The sequence below is a fragment of the Streptomyces sp. NPDC012637 genome, from assembly GCF_042954805.1.
Lineage (GTDB): Bacteria > Actinomycetota > Actinomycetes > Streptomycetales > Streptomycetaceae > Streptomyces.
This window is the reverse complement of sequence record NZ_JBIBDS010000015.1, coordinates 47356-65685: the sequence shown is the minus strand read 5'-3', so window position 1 is coordinate 65685 and position 18330 is coordinate 47356. Positions and strand designations below refer to the sequence as shown.

At 72.5% G+C, this 18330-nt stretch carries 17 protein-coding genes; 6 read left to right on the top strand and 11 right to left on the bottom strand.

Going from position 1 to position 18330, the window contains the following annotated elements; translation table 11 throughout:
* The 3 genes from ACFY8W_RS37250 to ACFY8W_RS37240 all read left to right on the top strand — a co-directional run.
* The coding region (locus tag ACFY8W_RS37250) for an acyl-CoA dehydrogenase family protein (RefSeq protein WP_391115543.1) at positions 1-342 on the top strand (342 nt) is incomplete at its 5' end.
* Between the two features lie 37 nt (positions 343-379).
* Positions 380-1165: an electron transfer flavoprotein subunit beta/FixA family protein gene (locus tag ACFY8W_RS37245; protein WP_391115541.1), complete on the top strand. Its 786-nt coding sequence runs from the start codon at positions 380-382 to the stop codon at positions 1163-1165.
* A gap of 33 nt (positions 1166-1198) precedes the next feature.
* Positions 1199-2155 (top strand): FAD-binding protein, encoded by a 957-nt coding sequence (locus ACFY8W_RS37240; protein WP_391115539.1) that lies wholly within the window; start codon positions 1199-1201, stop codon positions 2153-2155.
* Between the two features lie 74 nt (positions 2156-2229).
* Here ACFY8W_RS37240 and ACFY8W_RS37235 read toward each other — a convergent pair whose 3' ends face one another.
* The 5 genes from ACFY8W_RS37235 to ACFY8W_RS37215 form a co-directional block, all read right to left on the bottom strand.
* On the bottom strand, positions 2230-2628 hold the full coding sequence (locus ACFY8W_RS37235; protein WP_384417254.1) for a Zn-ribbon domain-containing OB-fold protein: 399 nt from the start codon (positions 2626-2628) through the stop codon (positions 2230-2232).
* A 183-nt stretch (positions 2629-2811) separates the two neighbouring features.
* Complete coding sequence (locus tag ACFY8W_RS37230; RefSeq protein WP_391115536.1) at positions 2812-3513, bottom strand: TetR family transcriptional regulator; 702 nt, start codon at positions 3511-3513, stop codon at positions 2812-2814.
* Positions 3514-3578: 65 nt separating this feature from the next.
* Positions 3579-4340: an SDR family NAD(P)-dependent oxidoreductase gene (locus ACFY8W_RS37225; protein WP_391115533.1), complete on the bottom strand. Its 762-nt coding sequence runs from the start codon at positions 4338-4340 to the stop codon at positions 3579-3581.
* A 74-nt stretch (positions 4341-4414) separates the two neighbouring features.
* Positions 4415-4819 carry a hypothetical protein gene (locus ACFY8W_RS37220; protein WP_391115530.1) on the bottom strand — a complete coding sequence of 135 codons (405 nt, stop codon included), beginning with the start codon at positions 4817-4819 and terminating at the stop codon, positions 4415-4417.
* A gap of 83 nt (positions 4820-4902) precedes the next feature.
* Positions 4903-6048 (bottom strand): acyl-CoA dehydrogenase family protein, encoded by a 1146-nt coding sequence (locus ACFY8W_RS37215; protein ID WP_391115527.1) that lies wholly within the window; start codon positions 6046-6048, stop codon positions 4903-4905.
* Positions 6049-6191: 143 nt separating this feature from the next.
* Between ACFY8W_RS37215 and ACFY8W_RS37210 the strand changes: the two genes are divergently transcribed.
* A complete protein-coding gene (locus ACFY8W_RS37210; protein WP_391115524.1) occupies positions 6192-6794 on the top strand; it encodes a TetR family transcriptional regulator in 603 nt (200 codons plus the stop codon).
* A 67-nt stretch (positions 6795-6861) separates the two neighbouring features.
* On the opposite strand, the gene ACFY8W_RS37205 is transcribed toward ACFY8W_RS37210, so the two are convergent.
* The 5 genes from ACFY8W_RS37205 to ACFY8W_RS37185 all read right to left on the bottom strand — a co-directional run bounded on the left by ACFY8W_RS37205 (position 6862) and on the right by ACFY8W_RS37185 (position 13666).
* Positions 6862-7998 carry an XdhC family protein gene (locus ACFY8W_RS37205; protein ID WP_391115521.1) on the bottom strand — a complete coding sequence of 379 codons (1137 nt, stop codon included), beginning with the start codon at positions 7996-7998 and terminating at the stop codon, positions 6862-6864.
* Positions 7999-8044: 46 nt separating this feature from the next.
* Entirely contained in the window at positions 8045-9511 is a 1467-nt protein-coding gene (locus ACFY8W_RS37200) for a solute carrier family 23 protein (RefSeq protein ID WP_391115519.1), read from the bottom strand.
* A 254-nt stretch (positions 9512-9765) separates the two neighbouring features.
* On the bottom strand, positions 9766-12165 hold the full coding sequence (locus ACFY8W_RS37195) for a molybdopterin cofactor-binding domain-containing protein (protein WP_391115516.1): 2400 nt from the start codon (positions 12163-12165) through the stop codon (positions 9766-9768).
* 2 nt (positions 12166-12167) lie between these two features.
* Positions 12168-12770 carry a 2Fe-2S iron-sulfur cluster-binding protein gene (locus ACFY8W_RS37190; protein ID WP_391115513.1) on the bottom strand — a complete coding sequence of 201 codons (603 nt, stop codon included), beginning with the start codon at positions 12768-12770 and terminating at the stop codon, positions 12168-12170.
* 2 nt (positions 12771-12772) lie between these two features.
* The gene (locus ACFY8W_RS37185) at positions 12773-13666 is read right to left on the bottom strand and encodes an FAD binding domain-containing protein (protein WP_391115511.1); all 894 of its coding nucleotides are present in this window, start codon (positions 13664-13666) and stop codon (positions 12773-12775) included.
* 311 nt (positions 13667-13977) lie between these two features.
* Between ACFY8W_RS37185 and ACFY8W_RS37180 the strand changes: the two genes are divergently transcribed.
* The gene (locus ACFY8W_RS37180; RefSeq protein ID WP_391115508.1) at positions 13978-15672 is read left to right on the top strand and encodes a PucR family transcriptional regulator ligand-binding domain-containing protein; all 1695 of its coding nucleotides are present in this window, start codon (positions 13978-13980) and stop codon (positions 15670-15672) included.
* A gap of 185 nt (positions 15673-15857) precedes the next feature.
* Positions 15858-16652 (top strand): hypothetical protein, encoded by a 795-nt coding sequence (locus tag ACFY8W_RS37175; protein ID WP_391115505.1) that lies wholly within the window; start codon positions 15858-15860, stop codon positions 16650-16652.
* Positions 16653-16762: 110 nt separating this feature from the next.
* On the opposite strand, the gene ACFY8W_RS37170 is transcribed toward ACFY8W_RS37175, so the two are convergent.
* Positions 16763-18286 (bottom strand): hypothetical protein, encoded by a 1524-nt coding sequence (locus ACFY8W_RS37170; protein ID WP_391115503.1) that lies wholly within the window; start codon positions 18284-18286, stop codon positions 16763-16765.
* Positions 18287-18330: the final 44 nt, after the last annotated feature.

Sequence of the window (18330 nt, the reverse complement as noted above, 5' to 3'; positions counted from 1 at the left end):
GGCAAGCCGATCGCCGACTTCCAGGGCGTGCAGTTCATGCTCGCCGACATGGCCATGAAGCTCGAGGCCGCCCGCCAGCTCACCTACGCCGCCGCGGCCAGGTCCGAGCGCGTCTCCGCCGGAGGTGACGGGGAGGCCCTGACCTTCTTCGGCGCCGCGGCCAAGTGCTTCGCCTCCGACGTCGCCATGGAGGTCACCACCGACGCCGTCCAGCTCCTCGGCGGCTACGGCTACACCCGCGACTACCCCGTCGAGCGCATGATGCGCGACGCCAAGATCACCCAGATCTACGAAGGCACCAACCAGGTCCAGCGCATCGTCATGGCCCGCAACCTCCCGTAACCGTCTGCCACTCGCGCCCTTTGAAAGGAGACAGGCCGTGACCCTGAAGATCGCTGTCTGTGTGAAGTACGTTCCCGACGCCACCGGCGACCGCGGTTTCGCCGACGACCTGACCACCGACCGCGAGGCCGTGGACGGTCTGCTGTCGGAGCTCGACGAGTACGGCGTGGAGCAGGCCCTGCGGATCGCCGAGGAGGCCGACGACGCCGAGGTCACCGTGATCACGGTCGGCCCGGACGACGCCAAGGACGCGCTGCGCAAGGCGCTGTCGATGGGCGCCGACAAGGCCGTGCACGTCAACGACGAGGACATCCACGGCACCGACGTCATCGGCACCTCCGCGATCCTCGCCAAGGCCCTGGAGAAGACCGGCTTCGACCTGGTCGTCTGCGGCATGGCGTCGACGGACGGCACCATGGGCGTGCTGCCGGCGCTGCTCGCCGAGCGGCTGAACCTGCCGCAGGTCACGCTGCTCTCCGAGGTGTCGGTCGAGGACGGCACCGTGAAGGGCCGTCGCGACGGCGACGCGGCGAGCGAGCAGCTGGAGGCCCCGCTGCCGGCCGTCGTCTCGGTCACCGACCAGTCGGGCGAGGCCCGTTACCCCTCCTTCAAGGGGATCATGGCCGCGAAGAAGAAGCCGGTCGAGGAGCTGGACCTGGACGACCTCGGCATCGACGCCGACGAGGTCGGTCTCGGCGGCTCCTGGACGCTGGTCGACTCGGTCGCGGCGCGCCCGGCCCGTACGCAGGGCACGATCGTCACGGACGAGGGCGACGGCGGCAAGCAGCTCGCCGCGTTCCTGTCCGAGCAGAAGTTCATCTGACCCACCGTCACCATCCCTCAGGAGCAAGGAATCATGGCTGAGATCCTGGTTCTCGTGGACCACGCCGACGGTGCGGTCCGCAAGCCGGCCCTCGAACTGCTCACCCTGGCCCGCCGGCTCGGCGAGCCCTCGGCGGTCGTCCTCGGCGCCGGCGAGGCCGCGGCCTCGATCGCGGCGACGGCCGGCGAGTACGGCGCCGCCACCGTGTACGTCGCGGACGGCGCCGAGTTCGCCGAGCAGCTCGTCGTCCCGAAGGTCGACGCGCTCACCCAGATCGCCAGGGACAAGGGCGTCGGCGCCGTCCTGGTGACCTCCTCGGGCGAGGGCAAGGAGGTCGCGGCGCGCGTGGCGCTGCGCCTGGGCTCGGGCCTGATCACGGACGCGGTGGAGCTGGAGGCCGGCGAGAACGGCCCGGTCGCCACCCAGTCGGTGTTCGCCGCCTCGTACCAGGTGAAGTCCACCGTCTCGCACGGCGTTCCGGTCATCACGGTCAAGCCGAACTCGGCTGCCCCGGAGGCGGCACCGGCCGCGGGCACGGTCGAGAACGTGTCGGTGGCCTTCACCGGCAACGCGGCCAGGGTCGTCTCGCGCACCGCGCGGGTCTCCACCGGCCGTCCGGAGCTGACCGAGTCGGCGATCGTGGTCTCGGGCGGCCGCGGCGTCGGTGCCGCCGAGGGCTTCGAGGTCGTCGAGAAGCTGGCCGACTCGCTCGGCGCGGCGGTCGGCGCCTCGCGTGCCGCAGTGGACGCGGGCTGGTACCCCCACTCCAACCAGGTGGGCCAGACCGGCAAGCAGGTCTCGCCGCAGCTGTACATCGCGGCGGGCATCTCCGGCGCGATCCAGCACCGGGCCGGCATGCAGACCTCGAAGACGATCGTGGCGGTCAACAAGGACCCGGAGGCCCCGATCTTCGACCTGGTGGACTACGGCGTGGTCGGCGACCTGTTCGCGGTGCTGCCGCAGCTGACGGACGAGATCGGCGCCCGCTGATCCGGACGGCATGAAGAAGGGGCGGGTGGCACTCTGTGCCACCCGCCCCTTCTTCGCGTCTCCGTGCGGTGCGCTCAGAACCAGCCGTCGAGCGCGACCTCCTCGCAGAGCCGCACGACCGGCCTGCGGCCCGGGCCGGAGCCGTCGTGGAGCAGCCGGACGCGGACGCCCGGGCGCACCGCGTGCGGGGGTCCGTCGACCCGGCAGCGCACCACGAAGCCCTCGGCCATGTGCACCGGCCAGAGGTCCGCCTGGGCCGCCGTGAAGGCGCGGCGTACGGAGATCACGCCCTCGCCGGCGCTGAGTTCGGGCGCCAGGTCGGTCGACCCGCAGGTGGGGCAGAGCAGGCGCTGGAAGGTCGTGGTGTGGCACCAGCGGCAGCGCTGGAAGTAGAGCTCGGGCTCGGCGGCCGACTCGTCGGCCAGGAGGGCGGCGGTGCCGTTCCGCAGGCCCGTGGATCCCGTGTGGAACACGATGACTTCTCCTTGCACTCGGCGGCTCAACCGTGCATGGAGCAAACATATGGCACTGAGTGCCAGCAAATAAAGACCTGAGTTCCCTCAATTGACGATACTGAGATCCCTCCGTGTCCCTCCGTAGCCCTGAGTACCCCGAGCCCCGCCCGCCCCTGCGATCCCCCAGGACCCTCGTGCCTCTCAGCCCTCGCCGAGGCTCGACTCGACCTCGCGCACCACGCGCCACATCGGGGTGGAACGCCTGGTGATCACGACGACCACGTCGTCGTCCTCCTCGACGGGCGCCGGCACGTCCGGGCTCCAGGTCTCCCGGACGAACTCCAGGGCCCGGTCCACCTCCGCCAGGGGGTCGCCCTCGCCGCCGGAGCGCAGCCAGTGGCGCAGCGCGTGGTTGTGGGCGGCCACGACGGCCGCGGCGACGACGTTGGCCCGCAGGGTGCCGTCGCGGCGGTCGGCGAAACGGGTGCGCAGATAGTCGCCGATGATCTTCTCGTACCGCCAGACGACCGAGAGTTCGTAGGTCCGCAGCCCCGTCACCTCACGGGTGAGCCGGTAGCGCTGGACGGAGAAGGTGGGGTTCTCGGCATACATGCGCATGACGAGCCGGGTGGCGTCGCAGACGCGCACCAGCGGGTCGTCCGCGTCCGCGCTCGCCGCGAGGAACTCGGTCATGTCGGCGAGGCTCTGCTCGTGGTCGGGGAAGACCACGTCCTCCTTGGACGGGAAGTACCGGAAGAAGGACCTCCGGCCGACCCCGGCCGTGCGGACGATGTCGTCGACCGTCGTCTGCTCGTAGCCGCGCTCCAGGAAGAGCTCGAAGGCCGCCGCGACGAGGGAGTCACGCATCGAGGGCTTGGCGGGGGTGGCGGGGCTGGTGCTCATGCCCCGAACCTAGCACTCGGATCCCTCTCGCGGCGGCACTTGGTGCCAAGCTCCAGGTCAGCGGCTCAGCGGGCCGCCATCCGCAGCGCGCCGTCCATGCGGATGGTCTCGCCGTTGAGGTAGTCGTGCTCGGCGATCATGGTGACGAGGCGGGCGTACTCCTCGGGGCGGGCCAGCCGCTGCGGGAAGGTGACGCTCGCCGCGAGCCCGGCCCGCACGTCCTCGGAGAACCCGGCCATCATCGGGGTGTCGACGATGCCGGGAGCGATGGTGACCACCCGGATGCCGTACTGGGCGAGGTCACGGGCCGCGGTGACGGTCATGCCGGCGACGCCGGCCTTGGAGGCGGCGTACGCGATCTGTCCGACCTGGCCCTCGAACGCGGCGATCGAGGCCGTGTTGACGACGAGTCCGCGCTGGCCGTGCTCGTCGGCATCGCGCTTGGCGATGGCCTCGGCGGCGAGCCGCATCACGTTGAAGGTGCCGAGCAGGTTGACGTCCAGGACCGTCCGGAACAGCTCCAGGTCGTGCGGACCCTTGCGGCCGAGGACCCGCGCGGAGGGCGCGATGCCCGCGCAGTTGACGGCGAGCCGCAGCTCGGCGCCGTCCTCCTCGATCCGGGCGAGCGCCGCCCGCACCTGCTCCTCGTCGGTGACGTCCGCCGCGAGCAGCGTGACCCCGTCGGCGGGCGCCTCGGCCCCGGCCACGGCCTTGTCGAGGTCCAGGCCGTAGACGGTGGCGCCGCGGGCGGCGAGCGCGGCCGCGGTGGCGGCGCCGAGGCCCGAGGCGGCACCGGTGACGAGCGCGGCGGATCCTGCGATGTCCATGAATCTCCTCGTACGAACCGGCGGCCCGTCTCCGGGCCGCCGTGCGTGTGCACTGCTCGCGCGCTGCGCGCGCCCTACTTCCATTCCCAGACCTTGGCCGTGTTGTTGCCGTCCTTGTCCTCCTCGAACTCGAACACGCCGGCGGTCCCGTTGAGCGGGCCGAACACCTCCGAGCCGCTCTCCCAGAAGATCGAGCCCCGGTAGCTGAACCCTCCGGATCCGTCCGGGTGGCCGATGCCGGTGCCGTGCCAGGTGACCATGTCGCCGTCCTGCGTCATCGTGCAGCCCTGGCCGTCCCCGAAGACCGTGCCGTCCGCCTGCATCACCGCGTCGTACGTGCCCACGTCCTGGACCGCCACACCCAGCAGCGTGCCGGTCGCCTCGAAGGACACCTCCACGTGCGGGTGACCGCCGTCGACCGACACCACCCGGAACCCTGTCCTCTTCCCCTGTTCCTCACCGATCAGATCGCCGAGCATGATGGGACTCCTCTCCGGAACCTGCGGATCGGGACCCCTCTTCCGGCCTACGCCCGGCGGCCCGTCGCGGCAACCGGAACCGGTCAGGCGGTGAGTCCGCGGCTGATGACCAGCCGCTGGATCTGGTTGGTGCCCTCGAAGATCTGCATGATCTTGGCCTCGCGCATGTAGCGCTCGACCGGGAAGTCGCGCGTGTAGCCGTAGCCGCCGAGGACCTGGACCGCGTCCGTCGTGACCTTCATGGCCGTGTCGGTGGCGATCAGCTTCGCCGCGCTGGCCTGGCGGCTGAAGGGGCGGCCGAGGTCGCGGCGGCGGGCCGCGTCCAGGTAGGTGGCGCGGGCCGCGTCGACGGCGGCGGCCATGTCGGCGAGCAGGAAGCCGAGGCCCTGGTGGTCGATGATCTTCCGGCCGAAGGTGGTGCGCTCGTTGGCGTACGCGACGGCGGCGTTCAGCGCGGCCTGGGCGAGGCCGGTCGCGCAGGCGGCGATGCCGAGGCGGCCGCAGTCCAGGGCGCTGAAGGCGATCTGGAGGCCCTGGCCCTCCTCGCCGATGCGGCGGTCGGCCTCGACGAGGGCGCCGTCCCAGTGGGCCGACGTGGTGGGCACGGCCTGGAGGCCCATCTTGCGCTCGGGCTTGCCGAAGCTCAGGCCCTCGGTGGCGCCGGGCGCGAGGAAGCAGGAGATGCCGTGGCTGCCGGGCGCGGTGCGGGCGAACAGGGCGTAGAAGCCGGCCTTGCCGCCGTGGGTGATCCAGGCCTTGTTGCCGGTGACGCGGTAGGCGGCGCCGTCCTCCGTGCGCTCCGCCTTGCAGGCGAGAGCGGCGGCGTCGGAGCCGGCCTGCGGCTCGGAGAGGCTGTAGCCGCCGATGAGCCGGCCCTCCAGCATGGCGGGCAGCCAGCGCTCCTTCTGCTCCGCGGTGCCGAAGGAGTGCAGCGGGTGGCAAGCGAGGGTGTGGACGCTCGTCGCGACGGCGACGGCGGCCCAGCGGGCGGCGAGCTCCTCGAGGACCTGCAGGTAGACCTCGTAGGGCTGGCCTCCGCCACCGTACTCCTCCGGGTAGGCGAGACCGAGCAGCCCGGCCTCCCCGAGGGTCGCGAACAGACCTTCCGGGTAGCTCTCGGCGGCCTCGTGCTCGTCGACGCGGGAGGCGAGCTCCTTGTCGGCGATCTCCCGTGTGAGAGCGATGAGGTCCGCTGCCTCGGGGGTGGGAAGCAGGCGGTCGACATCCATGGCGACTCCATCAGACACAGACGATGCTGCGAATCCGCAGATCTGCGAAACGGTACTGCGAGGGGTACGGCAGTACCGGTTAGCGTAGCGCAGCCGGGTGAGGGCACAACCCCCCGATCGGGTCGACCCGGCATACTGTTCGGGTGATCGAGACCTCAGCCGCCGCACCCCGCCTGACGGGCCGCGGCGCAGCCAGGCGCTCCGAACTCTTCGAGGAGCTCGTGGCGCTCCTGGTCGGCGAGGGCTTCGCCCAGCTCACCCTCGACGACCTGGCGGCCCGGCTGCGCTGCTCCAAGCGCACTCTCTACGGCCTCGCCGGCAGCAAGGAACAGCTGGTCAGAGCGGCCGTGGTGCACTTCTTCCGACGCGCCACCGCCCGCGTCGAGGCGGTGCTCGCCGCCGCGACCGGGCCCGCGGAACGCCTCGCCGCCTATCTGCGCGCCGTCTCCGCCGAGCTCGCGCCGGTCTCGCCGCAGTTCTTCGACGACGTGGCCGCGTTCGAACCGGCCGCCGAGGTCTACGAGCGCAACACGCGGGCCGCCGCCGGCCGGGTGCAGCAGCTGATCGAGGAGGGCGTGGCGGCCGGCGTCTTCCGCGAGGTGCACGTCGCCTTCGCCGCCGACGTGATCGCCTCCGTGATGGTCCGCATCCAGCAGCGCCAGGTGGCCGCGGCGACCGGTCTGGCCGACGCCGCCGCGTACGAGCAGCTCGCGGAACTGCTGCTGCACGGCCTCCAGAAGACCTGAGGATCCGGCGCCGGAACGCCGGAAGGGCACCCCGGATGTCCGGGGTGCCCTGCTGTGTCCCGTCGGCTCAGGCGACCGAGCCGATGCGGCCCGCCGGTTCGCGCGGGCCGTCGTGGTGGATCGGGGTGTGCGCGCCGGTCAGGGAGACCCCGCTGCCGCCGCGCCGGTTGGCGACGATCTCGGCGCCGATGGACAGGGCGGTCTCCTCGGGCGTACGGGCGCCGAGGTCGAGGCCGATCGGGGAGCGCAGCCGGGCGAGTTCGAGCTCGGTGACGCCGACCTCGCGCAGGCGCTTGTTGCGGTCCTCGTGGGTGCGGCGGGAGCCCATCGCGCCGACGTACGCGACGGGCAGCCGGAGGGCCGTCCGGAGCAGCGGCACGTCGAACTTGGCGTCGTGGGTGAGGACGCACAGCACGGTACGGCCGTCCACCTCCGTGGACTCCAGGTAGCGGTGGGGCCATTCGACGACGATCTCGTCGGCGTCGGGGAAACGGAGCCGCGTCGCGAAGACCGGGCGGGCGTCGCAGACCGTGACGTGGTAGCCGAGGAACTTGCCGACCCGGACGAGCGCGGACGCGAAGTCGATGGCGCCGAAGACGATCATGCGCGGGGCGGGTACGGAGGACTCGACGAGGAGGCTGACCGGCTGTCCGCAGCGGCTGCCGTCGGCGCCGATCTCGACGGTGCCGGTCCGGCCGGCGTCCAGCATCGCGCGGGCCTCGCCGGCGGCGGTGCGGTCCAGCTCGGGGTGGCCGCCGAGGCCACCCTCGTAGGAGCCGTCGGGGCGGACCAGGAGGGCCTGCCCCAACAGGTCCTCCGGGCCGGAGACGATCCGGGCGAGGGCGGCCGCCTCGCCGGAGACCGCGGCGGCCAGCGCGGCGGGGAAGACCCCGCCGCGGACCGGTGTGACGAGGATGTCGATGATGCCGCCGCAGGTCAGTCCGACCGCGAAGGCGTCCTCGTCGCTGTAGCCGAAGCTCTCCAGGACGGTCCGGCCGTCCTCGATGGCCTGTTGGCAGAGTTCGTAGACGGCGCCCTCCACACAGCCGCCGGAGACGGACCCGATCGCCGTGCCGTCGCTGTCGACGGCCAGTGCGGCTCCCGGCTGCCGGGGCGCGCTGCCGCCGACGGCCACGACCGTGGCGACGGCGAAATCGCGTCCCTGCTCGACCCACCGGTGCAGCTCTTCGGCGATGTCCAGCATGGCGAACTCCTTGGGGTGTCTGAAGTGGAGGGCGACGTTACGGGCGTCAGCCGACGCCCAGCCAGCTCTCGATCGGATGGATCGCGAAGTAGATGACGAAGACCGCGGTCAGCGCCCACATGAAGCCGCCGACCTCCCTCGCCTTGCCCTGCGCGGACTTGATCACCGCGTAGGAGATGACGCCGGCCGCGACACCGGTGGTGATGGTGTACGTGAAGGGCATCAGGACCACGGTGAGGAACACCGGGATCGCGACGGAGCGGTCGCTCCAGTCCACGTGCTTGGCGTTCTGCATCATCATCGAGCCGATGACGACCAGGGCCGCGGCGGCGACCTCCTGCGGCACGATCGCGGTGAGCGGCGTGAAGAAGAGGGCCAGGGCGAAGAACCCGCCGGTGACCACGGAGGCCAGACCGGTACGGGCACCCTCGCCGACGCCGGTGGCGGACTCGACGAAGACCGTCTGTCCGGACGCACCGCCCGCACCGCCGAGGACGCCGCCGGCGCCGTCGATGAACAGGGCCTTGGACAGGCCGGGCATGCGGCCCTTGTCGTCGGCGAGCTTGGCCTCGGTGCCGACGCCCAGGATGGTCGCCATGGCGTCGAAGAAGCCGGCGAGCACGAGGGTGAACACGATCATGGTGATCGTGAGGTAGCCGACGTCGCCCCAGCCGCTGAAGGACACCTGCCCGATGAGCGAGAAGTCCGGCGTGGACACCGCGCTGCCGTCGAGCTCCGGCGGACCGGAGAACCAGGCCTTGCCCGGGATGTCGGCGATCGCGTTGAGGACGACCGCGACGACCGTGCCGACGACGATGCCGATGAGGATGGCGCCGGGCACGTTGCGGGCCTGGAGCGCGAAGATCAGCAGCAGGGTGACCGCGAAGATCAGGACGGGCCAGCCCATGAGCTCACCGGCCGGGCCGAGCGAGACGGGGCCGCCGCCGGGCGCGGGGTTCTCGTGGACGAAGCCGGCCTTCACGAAGCCGATGATGGCGATGAAGAGGCCGATGCCGATGGTGATCGCGTGCTTGAGCGCGAGCGGTATCGAGTTCATGATCATCTCGCGGAGGCCGGTGACCACCAGGAGACAGATCACGGCTCCGTACGCGATCGACATGCCCATGGCCTGCGGCCAGGTCATGACGGGGACGACCTGCGAGGCCATCACGCCGGAGACGCTGAGTCCCGCGGCGAGGGCCAGAGGGACCTTGCCCCAGAAACCCATGAGAAGGGTCGTGGCCGCCGCGGCGAGTGCCGTGGCGGTGATCAGCGCGGGCTGGCTGAGGACGTTGCCGTCGACATCCTTGCCGGAGAGGATCAGGGGGTTGAGCAGGAGAATGTACGCCATCGCCATGAAGGTGGTGACGCCGCCGCGGATCTCCGTCGCGACGGTGGATCCTCTCTCCGAGATGTGAAAGTACCGGTCGAGCCAAGACCTGCCGGCGGGGTTGCGCGAGCCGTTGCCCGCGTCCTCGGCCGTGGTCTTGGGCTCCACTGACGACTGGGTCATGGGGCCTACTCCCAAGGTTCAAAGGGGCACCCGCAGAAAGCGTTGGGGATTGCGGGATTTGGGATATCAAGTTGGCTGCACGACCCGGGGGACGGCCCGAGACGAACGGGTGAATCGGTACTGCGGCTACTGCTGTTCACTGCGGTACTGCTGTTCACTGCGGTACTGCCGTACTGCGGTGGGGGTTTCCCCGGACGGTGCGGGCGGGAGGGAAGTGTGACGTTCCTGGGAGGCACGCACCGTCCGGAGAGGTCCTACAGGGTGCCGGTCAGGTGCTCGGGGCGGACCGGCGTCTTGGTGAGCTCCAGGCCCGTCGCGTTCCGGATCGCCGCGAGGACGGCCGGGGTCGACGACAGGGTCGGGGCCTCACCGATGCCCCGCACGCCGTACGGCGCGTTGGGGTCGGCCAGCTCGAGGTAGTCGACCGGGATGGTCGGCGTGTCGAGGATGGTCGGGATCAGGTAGTCCGTGAAGGAGGGGTTGCGCACCTTCGCGGTCTTCGGGTCGACGATGATCTCCTCCATCACCGCCACGCCCAGGCCCTGGGTGGTGCCACCCTGGATCTGGCCGATGACGGAGAGCGGGTTGACCGCCTTGCCGACGTCCTGGGCACAGGCCAGTTCGATGACCTTGACCAGGCCGAGCTCGGTGTCGACCTCCACCACCGCGCGGTGCGCGGCGAAGGCGTACTGGACGTGGCCGTTGCCCTGGCCGGTGACGAGGTCGAAGGCCTCCGTGGGGCGGTGCCGCCACTGCTCCTCGATCTCCACGGCCTCGTCCTCGAGGACGTCGGCGATGCTCGCGAGGACCTCGCCGCCGTCGGTGACGACCTTGCCGTCCTGCAGGAGCAGTTCGGCCGTGGCCCACGCCGGGTGGTAGGAGCCGAACTTGCGCCGGCCGATCTCCAGGACCTTCTCGCGGACGAGCTCGCAGGAGTTCTTGATGGCGCCGCCGGTCATGTACGTCTGGCGGCCCGCGGACGTCGAACCGGCCGAGCCGACCTGGGTGTCGGCCGGATGGATGGTCACCTGGGTGACGCCCAGTTCCGTGCGGGCGATCTGGGCGTGGATGGTGACACCGCCCTGGCCGACCTCCGCCGCGGCGGTGTGCACCGTGGCGACGGCCTCGCCGTTGATGACCTCCATGCGGATCCGGGCGGTCGAGTAGTCGTCGAAGCCCTCGGAGAAGCCGACGTTCTTGATGCCGACCGCGTAGCCGACGCCCCGCACCACGCCCTCGCCGTGCGTGGTGTTGGACAGGCCGCCCGGCAGCGCGCGGACGTCCGCGCCCTCGCCGGCGGTCTCCCACTGGCGCTCCGGCGGCATGGGGCGGGCCTTGACCCGGCGCAGCAGCTCGGCGACCGGGGCCGGCGAGTCCACGACCTGGCCGGTCGGCATGAGCGTGCCCTGCTCCATGGCGTTGATCTGGCGGAACTCGACCGGGTCCATGCCCAGCTTGGCCGCCAGCTTGTCCATCTGGGCCTCGTAGGCGAAGCAGGCCTGGACCGCGCCGAAGCCGCGCATGGCGCCGCAGGGCGGGTTGTTGGTGAAGAGGCCGATCGCCTCGATCTCGACGTCGTCGATGACGTACGGGCCGACCGAGAGGGAGGAGGCGTTGCCGACGACCGAGACCGTGGACGAGGCGTAGGCGCCCCCGTCCAGGACGATCTTGCACTTCATGTGCGTGAGCTTGCCGTCCTTGGTGGCGCCGTGCTCGTAGTAGAGCTTCGCCGGGTGCCGGTGGACGTGCCCGAAGAAGGACTCGTAGCGGTTGTAGACCATCTTGACCGGCTTGCCGGTGCGCAGCGCGAGCACGGAGGCGAGGATCTGCATCGAGATGTCCTCGCGGCCGCCGAAGGCGCCGCCGACGCCGGCCATGGTCATGCGGACCTTGTCCTCGGGCAGGCCGAGGCAGGGCGCGATCTGCTCGCGGTCCGCGTGCAGCCACTGGGTGGCCACGTAGAGGTCGATGCCGCCGTCCTCGGCGGGCACCGCGAGACCGGACTCCGGGCCGAGGAAGGCCTGGTCCTGCATGCCGAAGGTGTACTCGCCCCTGACGATGACGTCGGCCCGCTTGGCGGCCTCGTCGGCGTTGCCGCGGATGATCGGCTGGCGGTGCACGATGTTCGGGTGCGGGACGTGCTTGGCGTGGCGGTCGTCGCGGTTCTCGTGGACGAGCACGGCGTCGGGAGCGGTCGCCGAGGCCTCGTCGGTGATGAGGGGCAGCTCCCGGTACTCGACCTTGATCTTCGCGGCGGCGCGGCGGGCCGTCTCCGGGTGGTCGGCGGCCACGAGGGCGACCGGCTCGCCGTGGTGGCGGACCTTGCCGTAGGCGAGCACCGGGGTGTCCCGGAACTCCAGGCCGTAGTTCTTCGCGGCCGGCAGGTCGTCCGCCGTCAGGACGGCGTAGACGCCCGACATGGCCAGCGCCTCGGAGGTGTCGATGGACACGATCTCGGCGTGCGCGACGGTGGACCGCAGGGTCTGGCCCCACAGCATCTCCTCGTGCCACATGTCCGAGGAGTAGGCGAACTCGCCGGTGACCTTGAGGGTGCCGTCCGGGCGGAGGGTGGACTCGCCGACGCCGCCCTGGTTGTGCTTCTGGGTGACGTCGGTGGGCGTGCCCGCCGGTACGGTACGTGTGTTCTGAGCCATCGTCAGACCGCCTCTCCCTGGCGCTCCTGGCGAGCGGCCGCGAGGCGGACCGCGTCGAGGATCTTCTCGTAACCGGTGCAGCGGCAGAGGTTGCCGGAGAGCGCCTCGCGGATGTCCGCGTCCGTCGGGGACGGGTTGCGCTCCAGCATCTCGTCGGCCGCGACCAGCAGACCGGGGGTGCAGAAGCCGCACTGCACGGCGCCGGCGTCGATGAACGCCTGCTGGATCGGGCTCAGTTCGACGCCCTCGCCGGTCTGCGAGTCCTGCGGCTTCGCCTCCCAGCGCTTGGCCTCGTCGAGCGAGGTGCCGCAGGCGCCGGAGGCGCAACCGCCGCCGTGACCGTGCGTCTCGCGCTCCTTGGCGTACTCGGCCAGGCCCTCGACGGTGACGACCTCGCGACCCTCGACCTGGCCGGCCGCGACCAGGCACGAACACACCGGCACGCCGTCGAGGCGGACCGTGCAGGAGCCGCACTCGCCCTGCTCGCAGGCGTTCTTGGAGCCGGGCAGGCCCAGGCGCTCACGCAGGACGTAGAGGAGGGACTCGCCCTCCCAGACGTCGTCGGCTTCCTGCGGACGACCGTTGACCGTGAAATTCACGCGCATGGTTATGCAGCTCCTTCAAGGGTGCGCCCGTTGCCGGCGCGGTACTGCTCCCAGGTCCAGCCGAGGGTGCGGCGGGCCATGATGCCCACGGCGTGCCGGCGGTACTTGGCGGTGCCTCGTACGTCGTCGATCGGGTTGCAGGCGCCGGACGCGAGGTCCGCGAACTGCTTGGCGACCGAGGGAGTGATGATCTTGCCGCTGTCCCAGAAGCCGCCCTCTTCGAGCGCCGCGTTCAGGAACTCCTCGGCCGCCGTGGCCCGCACGGGCGTGGGGGCGGCGGAGCCGATGCCGGTCCGTACGGTCCGGGTCTCCGGGTGGAGGGCCAGCCCGAAGGCGCAGACGGCGATGACCATCGCGTTGCGGGTGCCGACCTTGGAGTACTGCTGGGGGCCGTCCGCTTTCTTCACGTGGACGGTCTTGATGAGCTCGTCGGGCTCGAGCGCGTTGCGCTTGACGCCCTTGTAGAACTCGTCGATCGGAATGAGCCGGGTGCCGCGCACCGACTCGACCTCGACCTCGGCGCCCGCCGCGAGCAGCGCGGGGTGGGCGTCACCGGCCGGGGAGGCGGTGCCCAGGTTGCCGCCGACGCCGCCGCGGTTACGGATCTGCGGGGAGGCGACCGTGTGCGAGGCGAGCGCCAGACCGGGGAGCTCCTCGCGGAGGTTCTCCATGATCTGGGTGTACGGGACCGAGGCGCCGAGCCGGACGCTCTCCTCGCCGACCTCCCACTCGCGCAGCAGCTCGATACGGTTGAGGTCCAGGAGGTACTCGGGACGCCGGTGGTCGAAGTTGATCTCGACCATGATGTCGGTACCGCCTGCGATGGGCACGGCCGTGGGGTGCTCGGCCTTGGCGGCGAGCGCCTCCTCCCAGCTGGCGGGGCGAAGGAAGTCCATGGTGGCTCTCTTCTTGTGCTTCGGGTGATCGGGGGTCGTTCGTACGGGCCATGGGGGACGGCCGGCCCTCGACGGACGATCTCTTCATGTGCTGTTAACGCGGTGTGTGTGGCCTAGTACACAAGCCCCGTCCGCCGCTGTGCAGCCACCGAAACCATGAAGGAGTTGGCTGGCTGCCATGGTCGTCTTGTAGATTCGAACGAAAGGCGGAGAACGGCAACCTCTCCGTTTCCCCCCGGAAACGGTGGCACCACGCCACCGACCACAACGAGACACCCCCTCCACCCCCAAGAAGGAACGGCGGCGACATCATGCGGCTGCGCGCACTGCTGGAGAACGACGCGCTCGGGCTGCGCCTGCTCGGCGGCGAGGACGAGCTGGACCGCACCGTCCGCGGCGTGATGACGACGGACCTCAAGGACCCCAGCCGCTACCTGTCCGGCGGGGAGCTGGTCCTCACCGGTCTCGCCTGGCTGCACGAGCCGGGCGACGCGGAGCCCTTCGTCCGGATCCTCGCGAGCACCGGGGTGGCCGCCCTGGCCGTCGGCGAGGCCGAGCTCGGCGACATCCCGGACGACCTCGTACAGGCGTGTTCTCGCCACCGGCTGCCCCTGTTCGCAGTGAACGAATCCGTTGCGTTCGCGACGATCACCGAGCATGTCGTTCGACAGGTCTCCGGTGAGCGGGCCGGCGACCTCGCCGCCGTCGTCGACCGCCACAGGCGCCTGATGACCTCGGGACCGGCCGGCGGCGGGCCCGAGGTCGTCCTCGACCTCCTCGGCTCCGACCTGGACCTCCGGGCCTGGGTGCTCTCCCCCACCGGCCGCCAGATCGCCGGCGCCGGAGAGCCCCTGGAGCCCGGTCTCGCCGCCTCCCTCGCCGGCGAGCACCTGGCCGCGACCCGCACCGGACGGCGCGGCCCGCACCGGATCGGCGTCGCCGGCACCACGTACTCGCTGTTCCCGATCCGCAACACCGGCCGCGGCACGCCGCCGCCCTCCCGCGACGTGCGCGAGACCGTGCTGTCCGACTGGCTGCTCGCCGTCGAGGCCGACGCGGGCGACTGGCCGGCCGCCCGGCTCGACCTGCTCCAGGGCGTCACCCAGCTGATCGCCGTCGAGCGGGACCGCCGCGACGCCGCGAGGACCGTGCGCCGCAGGCTCGCCCAGGAGGTCCTGGAGCTGGTCCAGACGGGTGCCGCGCCCGCCGAGATCGCCGCCCGCCTCCGGGTCGCCGCCCCCGTGCTGCTGCCCGGCCTCGGCACCGCCCCGCACTGGCAGGTCGTGGTCGCCCGCGTCGAGTGGGAGCAGGAGCCGGGGCAGAACGCCGTCGACAGCGGGCCCGTCGCCCAGGCCCTCCTGGAGGAGATCCTGGTCGACCCGACCGCCTCCGGCGCCGAATCCGCCGACCGGATCGCCGTCGCCCACAGCGGCGACGAGGCCATCGCGCTCGTCCCGCTCGCCGCCAGCCCGCTGCCCGACAGCGAGGACGACATGCCGCCCGTGGCGCTCGGGCTGCACGCGGACGCCCTGCTCTCCGCCGTCCGCACCCCGCTCTCCGCAGGGCTCGCCGACGACGGCCGGCTCACCCTCGGCGTCAGCGCCGCCGTGCACTCGGCCGAGGGCCTGCGCGGCGCCCTGGAGGAGGCCCGGCACGCCCGCCGGGTCGCCGCCGCCCGCCCCGGCCGCGTCTGCGCCGCCGGCCACCACGAGCTCGCCTCGCACGTCCTGCTGCTGCCCTTCGTCCCGGACGACGTGCGGCGCGCCTTCACGGCCCGCCTGCTGGACCCGCTGCGGGACTACGACCGCCGGCACCGCGCGGAGCTGATCCCGACCCTGGAGGCCTTCCTCGACTGCGACGGCTCCTGGACCCGCTGCGCGACCCGCCTCCACCTGCACGTGAACACGCTGCGCTACCGGGTGGGCCGGATCGAACAGCTCACCGGCCGGGACCTGTCCCGCCTGGAGGACAAGCTGGACTTCTTCCTGGCGCTCCGGATGAGCTGAACGGGTGAAGACGATCGTCCGCTGACCGGATTCATCTCATCGGGTGATCAAGCGGACTGACGGGGCGGCAGGCGACTGCCGCCCCTTTGCCGTACTCCCCGGCGGCTCCCCCGCGTTTCCGGCCCTTCCCGCTTTGTGAAAACTTTCACCCGACCCCTTGGCCGGTCGCCGGACTTCGTGCTGAGATGCCGTCCTACTCACAGCTCGATGGCGCGCTCGGGGAGGGCGATGTGGCGTACGGCCGGGGCACCCCACTGGAGACCGCGATCTGGAGGCTCCGCTCCCGCGGCTGCTGGACGGATGCCGCCGAACTCCTCGCACCCCGCGCGGCCGAACCGGCCGCGGCCCTGGAACGGGCGGCCCTGCTGATCGAGCGCTGCCTGTACACCGAACAGGGCTGGGCCGAGGCCGAGGAGGCGCTGCGCGCGGCCGAGGCGGTCGCCCAGACCGACGAGGAACGCGGGGCCGCCGCCTGCGAGCGCGGTCATCTCGCCTACGCCTCCACCCTCTTGGGCGTCCGCGACCGCGCCGACGAGGCCCGCGCGGCACTCGGCCGGGCGGCCGCGCTGATCGGGCCCGAGACGCCGGGCCGCCCGCTCCTCGACTACCGCCGCGGGCTGCTCGCACAGAACCTCGGCGACTCCCCGCAGGCCGCCCGCGCCGCCTACCGCCGCGCGCACGCCGGGGCGACCGCCCACGACGACGCGCTACTGCTCTCCTCCACGTGGCGCCACCTCGCCGGACTCGCCCTGCGCGAGGGCGAGTTGGCGGAGGCCAGGCACGGCTTCGCCGAATCGCTGCGGATCCGCGAGGAGTTGGGCTACCTGGTGGGCACCGTGCCCGCGCTCGCCTCGCTCGCCGAGGCCGAGACGGAACCGGAGGCGGGCCGGCTCCGCGCCGAGGCGGGCCGGCTCTTCCGCCTGCTGGGCGGCGTACCGACCTGGCTGGCGGCGCAGTTGACGCCGCGTCCGGCGATCTGAGGGCGGCAGGGCGGCGGCCGGTGCGCGCGTCCGCCGCGTCGTCGCTTCGGCAACGCGGCGAGGCGCCGTGCCGGACGCCGTGGACCCGGCCAAGATCCGGAAGAGACGGCCTAACCCGCGCGCTCCAGCCGGAGCACCGCCTCGTCCCCACCGACGACGAGCGCACCGTCCTCGGTGACCGCCACCGCGCGGACCGGCGGTCCCGGGCGGAAGGTCAGCCGGGCATGCTGTTCGATCCGGTGCAGTTCGACCGTCCCGTCGGCCCAGGCCGCGGCCAGGACCGGCCCGTGCGGGGTCTCGGTGGCGGCCAGGGAGACCACCGGCGAGCGGCGTTCCGTCAGGGGCTCGGGGTCGGGGTCCTTGCCGGGCGTCCACCGGCGTACGGCTCCGTCGGTGCCGCCGCTGCACACGAACGGCGTCGCCGACTCGACCGCGGCCACCGCCGTGACCCGGCCGCTGTGCAGGGCCGCCTGGTGCAGGCCGGTGAGACCGAAGGCGTGGACGGAGCCCAGCCGGTCGCCGACCACGACCGAGCCCCCGATGGCGGCGAGCGCGGTGCCGGGATGCCGGGTGAGGGTGGTGGAGACCGCTTCGGTGAGGCGCTGGAGGTAGGGCGGCCGGGGCTGCCTGCCCCGTACGGTGTGCAGCCGGCCCCGCTCGTCGAGGAGCAGCACGGTCCCGTCGGGCGCGGGCGCCAGGGCCCTGACCCGCCCGGTGACCGGGTGGTCCAGCTGCCCGAGCGGCCGGGCGTCGACCGCCGCGAGCAGCCGTACGGTGCCTCCGAGGTCCGCGGCGAGCAGCGTCCCGCCCTGGGCGGCGAGCGCGGTGACCGGCCCGGGCCAGGGCGGGGCGACGTCCCCGGCGACCCGGGTCCACCGCACCCGCCACGGCGCGGACGCGGCGAGGTCCCGGAGCGCGGGCCGCAGCCGGGGATCGGCGCCGTCGCCGAGGACGGCGAGCAGCCCGAGGGCGCGGTCGGCGGGGCCGCGGGCCGCGCACAGGGCCTGCCCGGCGCGCAGCCAGGCGGTGCGCAGCCCGCCGTGGTCGTCGACGGGGTCGCCGACGTAGCCGGTGGTGACGGCGACGGGATCGGCGGCGCAGACGGCGGCGGGGTCGGAGAGGTCGGGGGTGCCGGACGGGGCGGGCGGTCCTGCGGAGGCGGGCTGGTCACCGTCCACGACCGTGGCGCGCCCCTCGGCGAGGAGGTCGTACCCCGGTGTTCCCGGGCTCGCCTCGACCACGAGCCGGACCCGGCCGAGCCGGGCCAGGTCGGCGACCAGCGCGGCGACGGCCTCGGGCTCGGCGGCGGCGTGCAGGTCCGGGAGGAGCAGCACGGTTCGGGCGGCGCGGCCGGTCTCGCTGGTGGCCAGGGCCCGGACGAGGTCGCCCGCCGAGCCGGCGACGACGCCGAGGTGGTCGGCGACGGCCCACGCGGTGCCGAGGGCGGTGCGCCCGGTCAGAGGGACGAGCGCGCGGGCGGTGCGGCGGCGCCCGGCGGCGCGGGGCCCGTGGGCGGCGAGCCAGTCGAGCAGCCCGGGGGCGCCGGTGACGAGGCAGAGGCGGGGGGCTTCGGGGTCGGTGAGCCAGCCGAGCAGGGCCGCGGCCCCGGGGCGCTCCGCGCGGACGGACGGCATGGGCACCTCTCGGTCGGCGCGGTTCGGGACGGAGTACGGGCTGA

What these genes read in the sequence shown, in the direction of transcription:
- ACFY8W_RS37240 (WP_391115539.1), top strand. Translation starts at nt 1,199, where the DNA reads ATGGCTGAGATCCTGGTTCTCGTGGACCACGCCGACGGTGCGGTCCGC.
- ACFY8W_RS37230 (WP_391115536.1), bottom strand. Translation starts at nt 3,513, where the DNA reads ATGAGCACCAGCCCCGCCACCCCCGCCAAGCCCTCGATGCGTGACTCC.
- ACFY8W_RS37225 (WP_391115533.1), bottom strand. Translation starts at nt 4,340, where the DNA reads ATGGACATCGCAGGATCCGCCGCGCTCGTCACCGGTGCCGCCTCGGGC.
- ACFY8W_RS37220 (WP_391115530.1), bottom strand. Translation starts at nt 4,819, where the DNA reads ATGCTCGGCGATCTGATCGGTGAGGAACAGGGGAAGAGGACAGGGTTC.
- ACFY8W_RS37215 (WP_391115527.1), bottom strand. Translation starts at nt 6,048, where the DNA reads ATGGATGTCGACCGCCTGCTTCCCACCCCCGAGGCAGCGGACCTCATC.
- ACFY8W_RS37205 (WP_391115521.1), bottom strand. Translation starts at nt 7,998, where the DNA reads ATGCTGGACATCGCCGAAGAGCTGCACCGGTGGGTCGAGCAGGGACGC.
- ACFY8W_RS37200 (WP_391115519.1), bottom strand. Translation starts at nt 9,511, where the DNA reads ATGACCCAGTCGTCAGTGGAGCCCAAGACCACGGCCGAGGACGCGGGC.
- ACFY8W_RS37195 (WP_391115516.1), bottom strand. Translation starts at nt 12,165, where the DNA reads ATGGCTCAGAACACACGTACCGTACCGGCGGGCACGCCCACCGACGTC.
- ACFY8W_RS37190 (WP_391115513.1), bottom strand. Translation starts at nt 12,770, where the DNA reads ATGCGCGTGAATTTCACGGTCAACGGTCGTCCGCAGGAAGCCGACGAC.
- ACFY8W_RS37185 (WP_391115511.1), bottom strand. Translation starts at nt 13,666, where the DNA reads ATGGACTTCCTTCGCCCCGCCAGCTGGGAGGAGGCGCTCGCCGCCAAG.
- ACFY8W_RS37180 (WP_391115508.1), top strand. Translation starts at nt 13,978, where the DNA reads ATGCGGCTGCGCGCACTGCTGGAGAACGACGCGCTCGGGCTGCGCCTG.
- ACFY8W_RS37175 (WP_391115505.1), top strand. Translation starts at nt 15,858, where the DNA reads ATGCCGTCCTACTCACAGCTCGATGGCGCGCTCGGGGAGGGCGATGTG.
- ACFY8W_RS37170 (WP_391115503.1), bottom strand. Translation starts at nt 18,286, where the DNA reads ATGCCGTCCGTCCGCGCGGAGCGCCCCGGGGCCGCGGCCCTGCTCGGC.